The 13,213-nt window shown below is 66.8% G+C and carries 8 protein-coding genes; all 8 read left to right on the forward strand.

Annotated features, from left to right (window positions below; genetic code table 11):
- Positions 1 to 88 precede the first annotated feature (88 nt).
- The 8 genes from glgA (at position 89) to C3F42_RS06075 (ending at position 13,116) form a co-directional block, all read left to right on the forward strand.
- Entirely contained in the window at positions 89 to 1,648 is a 1,560-nt protein-coding gene (gene glgA / locus C3F42_RS06040) for a glycogen synthase GlgA (RefSeq protein ID WP_094010496.1), read from the forward strand.
- 14 nt (positions 1,649 to 1,662) lie between these two features.
- Positions 1,663 to 3,405, forward strand: a complete 1,743-nt coding sequence (gene treZ / locus C3F42_RS06045; RefSeq protein ID WP_104444177.1) for a malto-oligosyltrehalose trehalohydrolase — start codon at positions 1,663 to 1,665, stop codon at positions 3,403 to 3,405.
- Entirely contained in the window at positions 3,402 to 5,471 is a 2,070-nt protein-coding gene (malQ, locus tag C3F42_RS06050; RefSeq protein WP_104444178.1) for a 4-alpha-glucanotransferase, read from the forward strand. Before treZ ends, malQ begins: the two co-directional genes overlap by 4 nt.
- Positions 5,468 to 8,242, forward strand: a complete 2,775-nt coding sequence (locus C3F42_RS06055; protein ID WP_094010498.1) for a malto-oligosyltrehalose synthase — start codon at positions 5,468 to 5,470, stop codon at positions 8,240 to 8,242. The genes malQ and C3F42_RS06055 overlap by 4 nt, the downstream gene beginning before the upstream one ends.
- 17 nt (positions 8,243 to 8,259) lie before the next feature.
- Entirely contained in the window at positions 8,260 to 8,529 is a 270-nt protein-coding gene (locus tag C3F42_RS06060) for a DUF2934 domain-containing protein (protein WP_038705784.1), read from the forward strand.
- A 155-nt stretch (positions 8,530 to 8,684) separates the two neighbouring features.
- On the forward strand, positions 8,685 to 10,838 hold the full coding sequence (glgX, locus tag C3F42_RS06065) for a glycogen debranching protein GlgX (RefSeq protein WP_023632104.1): 2,154 nt from the start codon (positions 8,685 to 8,687) through the stop codon (positions 10,836 to 10,838).
- Positions 10,839 to 10,924: 86 nt separating this feature from the next.
- Entirely contained in the window at positions 10,925 to 11,719 is a 795-nt protein-coding gene (locus tag C3F42_RS06070) for an endonuclease/exonuclease/phosphatase family protein (protein WP_104444179.1), read from the forward strand.
- A 320-nt stretch (positions 11,720 to 12,039) separates the two neighbouring features.
- A complete protein-coding gene (locus C3F42_RS06075) occupies positions 12,040 to 13,116 on the forward strand; it encodes an autotransporter outer membrane beta-barrel domain-containing protein (RefSeq protein WP_104444180.1) in 1,077 nt (358 codons plus the stop codon).
- The last annotated feature ends 97 nt before the right edge of the window (positions 13,117 to 13,213 follow it).

Genomic DNA, 13,213 nt, shown 5'->3' on the forward strand with positions numbered 1-13,213 from the left:
AAGGAACGCACTACGAAGATGCAACAACGATCAGAGAGCAGACCCACGAGCCAACGCCAAGTACACAGAACAAGGGACGGAGAGAAGTATGATCAGTGCCGCTGTCGAACCTCACGTAGAGTCATTCAACCCGGATAACCGCGAGCCGCTGCCTGCGGCCCTCGCCCCGACAGGCAAGGCACCCGGCGCGCAGCGCCAGCATAACCCGAACAAGCGCAAGGTGTTGTTCGTCACCTCGGAGATCGCCGACCTGGTCAAGACCGGCGGACTGGGCGACGTGTCCGCTGCCCTGCCCCGTGCCCTGGCGCACCTGCACGATGTGCGCGTGCTGATCCCCGGTTACCGCCAGGTGGTCGAGAGCGACAACCCCATTCACATTGTCGGCGAACTGGGCGGCCACGCCGCGCTGCCGCCGTGCAAGATCGGCCGCATGGATCTGGCCGACGGCCTGGTTATCTATGTGCTGATCTGCCCCGAGCTGTACCAGCGCGACGGCACGCCCTACGGCGCCAACAACGGTCGCGACTGGCCCGACAATCACATTCGTTTCGCCCGCCTGGGCCTGGCGGCTGCAGAAATAGCCGCCGGCGAAGGAATGGCCCACTGGCGCCCCGACCTGGTGCACGCCCACGACTGGCCGGCCGGGCTGGCCCCGGCCTACATGCACTGGCGCGGCCTGAGCACCCCGACCCTGTTCACCATCCACAACCTGGCCTACCAGGGCGTGTACAGCCGTGGCTGCAGCCCGGAGCTGGCGATCCCAGACCACGCCATGCAGCAGGAAGGCATGGAGTTCTACGGCAAGCTGTCGTTCCTCAAGGCCGGGCTTGCATACGCCAGCCAGATCACCACGGTCAGCGCCACCTACGCCAAGGAAATCACCACACCCGAGTTCGGCTGTGGCCTGGACGGTTTTCTTGCCAGCAAAGCCCAGCAAGGCCTGCTCGGCGGCATCCCCAACGGTATCGACGAAAGCTGGGATTCGGCCACCGACCAGCACCTGGACTACAACTTCAGCATCAACGACTGGGAGGGCAAGGCACGCAATGCCGACCAGGTCCGTGCGCTGTTCGGCCTGGAAGCGAGCGAGGGACCACTGTTTGCCGTGGTTTCGCGACTGGTCTACCAGAAAGGCCTGGACCTGACCCTGGGCGTGGCCGACTACATCGTCGAGCAAGGCGGCCAGATCGCCATCATCGGCCGTGGTGAACCCGAGGAAGAACAGGCCATGCGCGACCTGGCCCTGCGTCACCCCGGCCGCATCGGCGTGCGCATCGGCTTCAACGAGACCGACGCCCGGCGCATGTTCGCAGGCAGCGACTTCCTGCTCATGCCATCGCGCTACGAGCCCTGCGGCCTGAGCCAGATGTACGCCCAGCGTTTTGGCTCGTTGCCGGTGGCACGCAATACGGGCGGCTTGGCCGACACCATCGAGAACGGCGTGACCGGCTTCCTGTTCGACGACTCCACCGTGGACAGCTACCGCGAGGCCCTGAGCCGCGCTTTCTACGTGTATGGCAAGAAGCACCTGCTCAATGCCATGCGCTGCCTGTCGATGACCCAGCCATTCAACTGGTGCCAGGCGGTGGAACCTTACGCGCGGCTGTACGAAGACCTGGTGAAGCAGACCCAGCACGCCTACTACTGAGCGGAGAGCCGACGATGCACAAGCATGGCGCACAGTTACTGGACGCCACGTCGGCGCGCTTCGCCCTGTGGGCGCCGGATGCGCGCAGCGTGAGCGTGACGATCGGGGAGCGGCCACCTGTGGCACTGCTGCCCGACGACGAGGGCTGGTATACCGGCGTCGCCCCCTGCCAAGCGGGCGAACGCTATCGGTTTCTGATCGACGATGAACTGCCGGTGGCCGACCCGGCCTCGCGCTGCCAGCCGGAGGGGGTACAGGGCCCCAGCGAACTGGTGGACCTGAGCGGTTATCCCTGGCGCCATCCCTGGCAGGGGCGGCCTTGGCACGAGGCAGTGATCCAGGAGCTGCACGTAGGCCTGCTCGATGGCTACGCCGGCGTGGCCCAGCAGCTGCCGCGCCTGGCCGAGCTGGGCATCAGCGCCATCGAGCTGATGCCCCTGGGGCAGTTCCCAGGTGAGCGCAACTGGGGCTACGACGGGGTGCTGCCATTCGCCCCGCAGCACAGCTATGGCCGCCCACAAGACCTGTGCGCGCTGGTCGACGCCGCCCACGCCGAGCGTCTGATGGTGCTGGTGGACGTGGTGTACAACCATTTCGGCCCGGACGGCAATTACCTGCACCGCTACGCCAGCCCGTTTTTCCGTGAAGACCGCCAGACACCTTGGGGCGCGGCCATCGACTTCCGTCGCGCCGAGGTGCGCGAGTTTTTCATACAGAACGCCCTGATGTGGCTGTGCGACTACCGCTGCGACGGCCTGCGCCTGGACGCGGTGCACGCCATCGACCAGCCGGACTTTCTCGTCGAACTCGCCCAGCGGGTACGCGCTGCGGTCGAGCCCGGGCGGGAGGTCTGGCTGGTGCTGGAAAACGAGCACAACCAGGCCAGGCTGCTGGAGCAAGGCTTCGACGCGCAGTGGAATGACGACGGCCACAACGCCCTGCACGTACTGTTGACAGGCGAAACCGAAGGCTACTACGCCGACTACAAGGATCGACCGATTGAGCAGTTGGCACGCTGCCTCGCCGAAGGCTTCGTGTTTCAGGGCCAGCCCGATCGCCACGGCAGGCCCCGCGGCGAGCCCAGTGGCCACCTGCCGCCCAGCGCGTTCGTGCTGTTCCTGCAAAACCACGACCAGGTCGGCAACCGCGCCCTGGGCGAACGGCTGTCCCGGCTCTGCCCGCCGCAGGCACTGAAGGCCGCCACCACCCTGCTGCTGCTGGCGCCGATGATCCCGCTGCTGTTCATGGGCGACGACGACGGCAGCCGCAAGCCGTTCCTGTTCTTCACCGACTTCCACGACGCGCTGGCCGATGCCGTGCGTGAAGGCCGGCGTGGCGAGTTCGCCCATTTCGAGGCCTTCGCCGACCCGCAGAAGCGCGAGCAGATACCCGACCCCAACGCCGAGACCACCTTCGAGACCTCCAAACCTAGGCAACAGGAGGTGCTGGCCGGATGGCACGGTTTGTACCAGCAACTGCTCGAACTGCGCAGGCGCCATGTCATCCCGCACCTGCCCGGCACCCGCGCCGAGGGCTGCGAGGTACTCGGCGCCAAGGCGCTGACCGCCCGCTGGCGCCTGGGCGACGGCCAGCAGCTGCGCATCGACCTGAACCTCGAGGCCCAGCCCCAGCCGGACACCCTGCCGGCCCTGCCCCGCCGCCTGTTCGACAGCAGCGACAACGCCCACCCCGACTCGATGCTCGCCGCGCACAGCTGCGTGGTGAGCCTGCTGCCCCCCGACCAGGAGATGCCATGAGCGCAGAGCCCCTTCACCGCCTGGCCGCCCGGGTGGGCCTGGCCCGCGACTGGATCGATGCCAACAACCGCCCGCAGCAGGTCAGCGATAACGTGCTGCGCCAGGTGCTCGCCGGCCTTGGCCACCCGGCCGGCAACGCTGCCGAGATCGACGCCAGCCTGCGCGCCGTGGAGCAGGCCGAAGACAGCGAGCACCTGCCACCGCTGCTGACCGTCGACATCGACCAGCCCCTGGACCTGCAGCGTTACTTCAGCGCCGCCAGCCAGGTCCGCTGCAGTCTGGAAGACGGCAGCCAGCGCAGTCTGACCCTGGACGCCCAGGCGCGGCTGCCGGCCGGCTTGCCCCTGGGCTATCACCGCCTGGATATCGATGGCCGGACCTGTACCGTGGCCGTGGCACCGGCGCGTTGCCATGCCTTGCAAGACTGCGTGGAGCAACCCCCGCCCCGTTGCTGGGGCCTTGCCGTGCAGCTGTACAGCCTGCGGCGCCCCGGCGACGGCGGCTTTGGCGACTGTCTGGCGCTGGAACAACTGGCGCGCCACGCCGCCGAGCGCGGTGCCGATGCCCTGGCGATCAGCCCGATCCACACCCTGTCGGCCTTCGACCAGCACCACTACAGCCCTTATTCGCCGTCCAGCCGCCTGCTGCTCAATGTGCTCTATGCCAGCCCCGGCGTGGTCTTCGGCGAACGCGAAGTGCGCATGGCCACCGAGGCCTGTGACCTGGACGCCACTCTCGAAGCCCTGGAGCAGCACACCTTGGTAGACTGGCCCAGGGCCGCCGAGGCCCGTTTGCGCCTGCTCGAAGCGCTCTACCGGCATTTCAGCCAGGGCGAGCACCCCCTGCGCGCAGACTTCGACAGTTTCCGCGCCAACGCCGGCGAGCAACTGGAACACCACTGCCGCTTCGAAGTGCTGCAGGCCGAGGCAGTGAGCAGCGGCCTGGGCGCGGACTGGCGCAACTGGCCCAAGGCCTGGCACGACCCCTACGACCCCGAGGTCGAAGCCTTCGCCAACGCCTATCCGGCGCGGGTTGAGTTCCATGCCTTCTGCCAGTGGCTGGCCGAGCGCAGCCTGCAGCGGGCCCAGGACGCGGCACGCGGCAACGGCATGGCCGTGGGCCTGATCGCCGACCTGGCAGTGGGCGCGGACGGTGCCGGCAGCCAGGCCTGGAGCCGCCAGGACGAACTGCTGGCGGAACTCAACGTCGGCGCGCCGCCCGACATACTCAATCGCGCCGGGCAAGACTGGGGCATCTGCGCGTTCTCCCCCGAAGGCCTGCGACGCAACGGCTACCGCGCCTTCATCGAGATGCTGAGGGCCAACCTGGCCCATGCCGGCGGCCTGCGCATCGATCACGTGATGGGCCTGCGCCGCCTGTGGCTGATCCCGCGTGGCGCCAAGCCCAGCGAAGGCGCCTACCTGGAGTATCCACTGGACGACCTGCTGCGCTTGCTGGCGCTGGAGTCGGCGCGGCACCAGGCGATCATCCTCGGCGAGGACCTGGGTACCGTGCCCGAGGGCCTGCGCGAACGCCTGGCCGACAAGGCCGTGCTGGGCATGCGCGTGCTGCCATTCGAGCAGCAGCCCCCCGGACGCTTCACACCGATCCTCGACTGGCCGGACAACGCCCTGGCCACCACCGGCACCCATGACCTGGCCCCACTCGCCGGCTGGCTGAGCGGCCGTGATATCGACTGGAGCCACCGCCTGCAATTGATCGATGCCGCCACCGAGCTGCACTGGCGCCATACCCGGGCGCTGGAGCGCGACGGCCTGCGCCGCACCCTGGAACAGAACTACGGGCCACTGCGCGACGATTCGGCACTGATCGACGCAGCGATCCGCTTTGTCGGCCATACCCGCGCGCCGCTGGTACTGGTGCCCCTGGAAGACCTGCTGGGCAACGACGAGCAACCCAACCTGCCCGGCACCACCACCGGCCATCCCAATTGGCGCCGCCGCTTCAAGGCGTCGGTGCGCGAACTGCTGGACGACGAGGACGCCGCCCGGCGTCTGGAACTGCTGGCCCAGGCCCGCGAACAAGCCTGGGAGCGTGACCGATGAAACCCTTGACCGCCACTCTGCGCCTGCAACTGCACAGCGACTTCACCCTCGACCACGCGGTGCCGCTGGTACCTTATTTTGCCCGGCTGGGAATCAGCCACTTGTACGCCTCGCCGATCCTCACCGCCCGCGCAGGCTCGCGCCATGGCTATGACGTGGTCGACCCGACCCGGGTCAATCCCGAACTCGGCGGCGAGGCAGCGCTCGAACGCCTGGTAGCGGCCTTGCGCCAGCATGGCATGGGGCTCATCGTCGACACGGTTTCCAACCACATGGCTGTAGGCGGCGCCGACAACCCCTGGTGGCAGAGCCTGCTGGCCTGGGGCCGGCGCAGCCCCTACGCGGAGTTCTTCGATATCCAATGGCACTCCAGCGATCCGTTGCTGGCCGGACAACTGTTGCTGCCGTTCCTGGGCAGCGACTATGGCGCCGCCCTGCACAACGGCGAGATCCCGCTGACCTTCGATGCGCACCACGGGCGCTTCGAAGTTGCCCACCATGAGCACCGTTTCCCGATCTGCCCCCTGGACTATCCCCGAATTCTCGGCCAGGCCGAGGACCCGCGCCTGCAAGCGCTGGCGGCGCATTTCAGCGCCCTCGGCGAAGCGGCAGAGCCGTTGCGCGAAGTCCAGCCCCTGCACCGCGAACTGGCGCGCCTGGCCGCTGCCGGCGCGGATCCGCAATCAGCCCTCGCCGCCTTCGACAGCCGCGCAGAAGCAGGCTTCAAGCGCTTGCACCTACTCCTCGAGCGCCAGACCTACCGCCTGGCCAGCTGGCGCACCGCCGCCGACGACATCAACTGGCGGCGCTTCTTCGACATCAACGAACTCGGCGGCTTGCGCGTGGAGCGTGCCGTGGTGTTCGAGGCCACCCACGCCAAGCTGTTCGAGCTGATCGAGCGCGGCCTGGTCGATGGCCTGCGCATCGACCATATCGACGGCCTGGCCGATCCACGCCGCTACTGCCGCAACCTGCGCCGCCGAGTCGACTCGCTCTTGGCGCGACGCCCCGTCGATGCCGCGTTGGCGCACTTCCCCATCTACGTCGAGAAAATCCTTGGCACGGACGAGCACTTGCACCGTGACTGGCTCACCGACGGCACCACCGGCTACGAGTTCATGAACCAGGTGTCGCTGCTGCAGCACGACCCTGCGGGCGAGCTCACCTTGGAGGAACTATGGCGCAGTACCAGCGAGCGTCCCGAATTCCCCGAGGAGGTTCGCATTGCCAGACTCCTGGTGCTCAACGCCAGCCTGGCCGGCGACTGCGAATCGGTGGCCCAGGCCCTGCTGCAAGTGGCCCGCGACGACTTGATGACCCGCGACCTCACCCTCGGCGCGATTCGCCGGGCGTTGCAGGCGCTGGTCGAGTACTACCCGGTGTACCGCACTTACATCAACGCCTGCGGCCGGCCCGCCGAGGACGAGGCGTTCTTCCAGCAGGCGCTGGCCGGGGCGCGCCAGTCGCTGGGTGAAGCCGACTGGCCGCTGCTCGAGCAACTCGAACGCTGGCTCGGCGGCCAACCCTGGCGGCACCTGCCGCCAGGCCGCCCGCGCAAGCATCTGCGCCACGCCTGTGTGCGCTTCCAGCAACTGACCGCCCCCAGCGCCGCCAAGGCCGTGGAAGACACCGCGTTCTATCGATCCGCCCGGCTGCTGTCGCGCAACGACGTGGGCTTCGACGCTGAGCGTTTCAGCGCCGACGCCGCCTGGTTCCACAACGAAGCACAGCGCCGCCTGCGCGACTTTCCCGACAACCTGCTGGCGACCGCCACCCATGACCACAAGCGCGGCGAAGACTGCCGCGCGCGGCTGGCCGTGCTCAGCGAACGCGCGCCCTGGCTGGCCAGCCGCGTCGAGCACTGGCGCGAGCTGGCCGCGCCGTTGCGCGAAACACTGGACGATGGGCAGGCGCCAAGCCCCGGCGACGAGCTGCTGCTGTTGCAGACGCTGCTCGGCAGCTGGCCGCTGGAGCTCGACCTGGAGGATGCGCAAGGCCTGCAGCGCTACGCCGAGCGTATTCGCCAATGGCAATGCAAGGCGCTGCGCGAGGCCAAGCTGCGCAGTAGCTGGGCGGCGCCCAATGAACGCTACGAGGCGGCTTGCGCGGCCTATGTCGACGGCCTGCTGCTGGCCGAGGAAAACCAGCAGCTGCGCCAGTCCCTGCATGAGGCCGCGCAGCGCCTGGCCTGTCCCGGCGCCTTGAATGGCCTGGTGCAGTGCCTGCTGCGCATGACCACCCCCGGCGTGCCGGATTTGTACCAAGGCAACGAATACTGGGACCTCTCGCTGGTCGACCCGGACAACCGCCGCCCGGTGGACTACCCGGCCAGGCGCGCCAGCCTCGACGACGGTACGCCACTCGCCGAGCTGCTCGCCCACTGGCGCGATGGCCGCATCAAGCAGGTCCTGGTGGCCCGCGTGCTGGACGCCCGCCAGGCCCATCCCGAGCTGTTCCAGCGCGGCGCCTACCTGCCACTGACCGTGCAGGGCCGCCACGCCGACCAGGTGCTGGCCTTTGCCCGCCTCGGCCAGGGCGAGCGCGCCGTCATCGTCGTGCCACGGCTGGCCAGCGCCCTGCTGGGCGCGGCCGCCACTCCGTTGATCCCGGCACAGAACTGGGACGATACCCGGCTTGTACTGCCGTTTGCCCTGTCGCCTGCCAACTGTTCGGGACTTTTCGGCGGCGGTGCGGTCAGCCCTTCAAGGGAGCTGATGTTAAGCACCGTGCTGGCGGAGTTTCCGGTCAATGTGTTGATTGATCATGCCTAACTGTATTCAGGAGCGTCGTGATGAGTGTCGATGAAAAGCGTATTCGCGAGTTCGCCTATCAGATCTGGGAATCGGAGGGTAAGCCGGAGGGTCGCGAGGAGGAACATTGGGACAAGGCGCGCAAGCTGGCCGAAGCCGAGGCGCTGGCCCCCAAGGCCCCCCCGCGCAAAAAGGCAGCGGCCAAGCCCAAGCCGCCTGCAGACCCCAAAGTGGCGGCGTTGCCGGGTGTGAAGCCGGCTGCGGCGGCTAAAAAACCGCGAGCGGCGAAGAAACCTGCCGCTGGTTGAGCCTTCTGCAGCCTGTACCGCCCTCATCGCGGGGCAAGTCGCATCGGCGCACCGCCGCTCCCACGCCTCAGTCACTGAGTGCTCGTGGGTGTGAGCGGGCGTGCCCCGCGATCCCTCTGTTCACGCATTCTCTGTTCACGCACTAAAGGAACGCCATGAGCCCCCGCACCCCGAAGAAAACCCGCTCCGTCGCCCCATCGCGCATCCGCGAAGGCCTGCCTTTCCCCCTCGGCGCCACCTGGGACGGCCTTGGGGTCAACTTCGCCCTGTTCTCAGCCAACGCCACCAAGGTCGAGCTGTGCCTGTTCGACGCCAGCGGCGAAACCGAGCTTGAGCGCATCGAGTTGCCCGAATACACCGATGAGATCTATCACGGCTACCTGCCCGACGCCCACCCTGGCCTGGTCTACGGCTATCGGGTGCACGGTCCCTACGAGCCGGAGAACGGCCACCGCTTCAACCCCAACAAGCTGCTGATCGACCCTTACGCCAAGCAATTGGTGGGCACGCTGAAATGGTCCGAGGCGTTGTTCGGCTACACCATCGGCCACCCCGACGGCGACCTGTCGTTCGACGAGCGCGACAGCGCGGCGTTCGTGCCCAAGTGCAAGGTCATCGACCCCGCCTTCACCTGGGGCCGCGACCAGCGCGTGTCGATCCCATGGGAGCGCACCATCATCTACGAGGCCCACACCCGCGGCATCAGCATGCGCCATCCGGCGGTGCCCGAGCACCTGCGCGGCACTTTCGCGGGCCTGGCCAACGACGAGCTGCTGGGCCATATCAAGGAGCTGGGCGTGTCGAGCATCGAGCTGCTGCCGATCCACGCCTTCGTCAATGATCAGCATCTGCTGGACAAGGGCCTGAACAACTACTGGGGCTACAACAGCATCGCCTTCTTTGCCCCCCACCCGCGCTATCTGGCCAGCGGCAAGATCGCCGAATTCAAGGAGATGGTCGCGCACCTGCACGACGCAGGCCTGGAGGTGATCCTTGACGTGGTCTACAACCACACCGCCGAAGGCAACGAACGCGGCCCGACCCTGTCGATGCGCGGTATCGACAACGCCTCGTACTACCGCCTGATGCCCGACGACCGGCGCTTTTACATCAACGATTCCGGTACCGGCAACACCCTAGACATGAGCCATCCACGTGTCCTGCAACTGGTCACCGACTCGCTGCGCTACTGGGCCGGAGAGATGCACGTGGATGGTTTTCGCTTCGACCTGGCGACCATCCTTGGCCGCTACCACGACGGCTACAGCGAGCGCCATGGCTTCCTTGTGGCCTGTCGCCAGGACCCGATGCTCAGCCAGACCAAACTGATCGCCGAACCCTGGGACTGCGGCCCGGGCGGCTACCAGGTGGGCAACTTCGCCCCAGGCTGGGCAGAGTGGAACGACCGCTTCCGCGACACGGTGCGCAGTTTCTGGAAAGGCGACGAAGGCATGCTCGCCGATTTCGCCGCGCGCATCACCGCCTCGGGCGACCTGTTCAACAACCGCGGCCGGCGCCCCTACGCTTCGGTCAACTTCGTCACTGCCCACGACGGCTTCACGCTACGTGACCTGGTGTCGTACAACGACAAGCACAACGAGGACAATGACGAGAACAACCAGGACGGCACCGACAACAACCTGTCGTGGAACTGCGGCGTCGAAGGGCCCACCGACGACCCGGCAATCAACGCCCTGCGCATGCGCCAGATGCGTAACTTCTTCGCGACACTGCTGCTGGCGCAGGGCACGCCAATGATCGTCGCCGGGGACGAATTCAGCCGCACCCAGCACGGCAACAACAACGCCTACTGCCAGGACAGCGAGATCGGCTGGGTGAACTGGGACTTGGATGAAGACGGTCTGGCGCTGATGGCCTTCGTCAAGCGCCTGACCCGGCTGCGCCTGGCCTATCCGATCCTGCGGCGTTCGCGCTTCCTGGTCGGCGACTACAACGAGGCGATCGGCGTCAAGGACGTCACCTGGCTGGCTCCGGACGCCAGCGAGATGACCGTCGAGCAGTGGGAGGATCCGCACGGGCGTTGCCTGGGCATGCTGATGGATGGCCGCGCCCAGGTCAGTGGCATCGCCCGCCCAGGCGCCGAGGCAACCATGCTGCTGATCGTCAACGCCTACCACGACGTCGTGCCATTCACCCTGCCGGCGGTGCCGGAGGGCGACTACTGGAGCTGCCTGGTCGACACCGACCGGCCCGAGCTGCGCAAGGCGCAGCACCTGGCGTTCGACACCGTGTTCGAGGTCAAGGGGCGGTCGTTGCTGCTGATGGTGTTGCAGCGGGAGGAGGACTAAACCCGAAACAGGAAGTCCTGTCCTAGACTGTGTCGAGCCAGTTGAACCTGGGGCTGCTGCGCAGCCCTCATTGAACAGGAGCGGTCGTGAACCTCGAAGCCGGCAGTCCAGGTTTCGCCAGCGTCAGCCAGGCCCCGGCCGTGCACCGGGTCAAGGTGCTGACGGTCAACACCCACAAGGGCTTCACCGCCTTCAACCGGCGCTTCATCCTGCCGGAGCTGCGCGAGGCGGTGCGCAGCACCGGGGCTGACATCGTGTTCCTCCAGGAGGTGCTCGGCAGCCACGACCGCCACGCCGCGCGCTACCCCGGCTGGCCCCAGACTTCGCAGTACGAATTCCTCGCCGACAGCATGTGGAGCGACTTCGCCTACGGCCGCAACGCGGTTTATCCCGACGGCCACCACGGCAACGCGCTGCTGTCCAAGTACCCGATCATCGAGCATCGCAACCTCGACGTGTCGATCACCGGCCCCGAGCGCCGCGGCCTGTTGCACTGCGTGCTGGACGTACCCGGCCAGCGCCAGGTGCATGCGATCTGCGTGCACCTGTCATTGCTCGAACGGCACCGGCAGAAGCAGCTGCATCTGCTGCGCCAACTGCTCGACGCCCTGCCCGCCGGCGCCCCGGTGATCATCGCCGGCGACTTCAACGACTGGCAACTGCGCGGCAACCGGACCCTGCGCCTGCACCGCGACCTGCACGAGGCGTTCGAGCGCCACCACGGCCTGCTCGCCCGCACCTATCCCGCCCGCCTGCCCCTGCTGCGCCTGGACCGCGTGTACCTGCGCAATGCCGACAGCCATGCGCCGAGAATCCTCGGCAACAAGCCCTGGACCCACCTGTCCGATCACCTCCCGCTGGCGGTGGAAGTGCGGTTGTAGCAACGATTCGGCATAGCCACGCGACGGGAAATCACCATTGTCGATATACCGAATTGAAACTTGTCATTATTCAACAAGTTAAATAGACAAACAGGCATTTCTCGATTATTTCACGCTTTCTTGACGCAACCGCCGTCCTCTCCTTAGCTGAACAGTAATCACCAGATGGAAAATCTCGTGCCGGGCCTCTAGCTCGCGCCCTCGTGCGCGTTCCAAGAAGCTGGCGCGCTGGTTTGGGTCGCCCCTGTTCTTGTCGTACAGCTCGTGACATCAGGCCAGGTATCGGGCTGTTCAATTCACACGTCAACAGGAGATCCGCCATGAAAAGCACCTCGAATCCCTCGCGCTTCGACGCTTTTTTCTGTGCGGTTTCCACGTCGCTGCTCCTGGCAACCCCGGTGGAAACCTTCGCCTTCGAACTGCAGGAGGGCGAGCCCTTCGCCCCCTACCTGGCGCAACCGGAGGTGCCGCGATTATCGCTCGACCCGGTCAGCGCTGGCGGCCTGAGCCAGGGTATGCTCAGCGCCTTTTCCGAGCGCATGGGTGAACGCCACGGCCAGCTTGACAGCAACCACATCGCCAGCCAGTGGGCGCAGTTCTTTCCCGGCGGGCCGCGCCCAGGTGCCCAGCCGCCGGCGCAAGTGGAAGCGCCGAGCCAGCAGATGATGATCGGCCCGGACTTGTTCGTGCGTGAAACCAGCGCCGGCAACGTCCACCGCGCCGGCATCTTCGTCGGCCACAACAACCTGCAGAGCAGTTTCAACGGCATGCGCCCGCTGCTCGGCGACAAACAGCGTGACGCGGTCAACCTCAGCGGCGAGAGCCTGGGCGTGTACTGGAGCATGACCCACGCGCAGGGTTGGCACGTGGACGCCGTGGCGATGGGCACGCGCATCGACGTCAATGGCCGCTCCCAGGCGGGCCAGCGCCTGGACGACAGCGGCCACGCGATGACTTTCTCAGTAGAGGGTGGCTATCCCATTGGCCTGGGCGCGGGCTGGGTGATCGAGCCTCAGGCACAGTTGATCAACCAGCAGTTTTTCCCTGGCAGCCAGGTGCAGGAAGAGACCTTGCAGGCATTCGACAGCCAGCCCAGCTGGAGTGGCCGGGTCGGCGCCAAGCTGTCGGCGCGTTACGAGGTGCGTGGCATGCCCATCGAACCCTATGTGCGTACCAACGTCTGGCATGACTTCAGCAACGCTGACCCGGTGAAGCTGGATCAGGTGGACAAGATCTCCAGCTCGCGCAGCGCCGCGACGGTTGAACTGGGGTTGGGTCTGGTAGCCCGGGTAACGCCGAGCGTGGCGCTGTTCGTCAGCGCCGACTACAGCTCCGATGTGGATGACAATGACCTCAATGGGCTGATCGGCAGCCTTGGAGTGCGGATGCGCTGGTAGCCGGGTAACCCATTGCGGGGCAAGCCCGCTCCCACGCCGAGGGCTAGGTAAAGGCGTGGGAGCGGGCTTGCCCCGCGATAGCGTCGGTACAGCCCCC

Source organism: Pseudomonas sp. PONIH3, from assembly GCF_002934345.1.
Lineage (GTDB): Bacteria > Pseudomonadota > Gammaproteobacteria > Pseudomonadales > Pseudomonadaceae > Aquipseudomonas > Aquipseudomonas soli.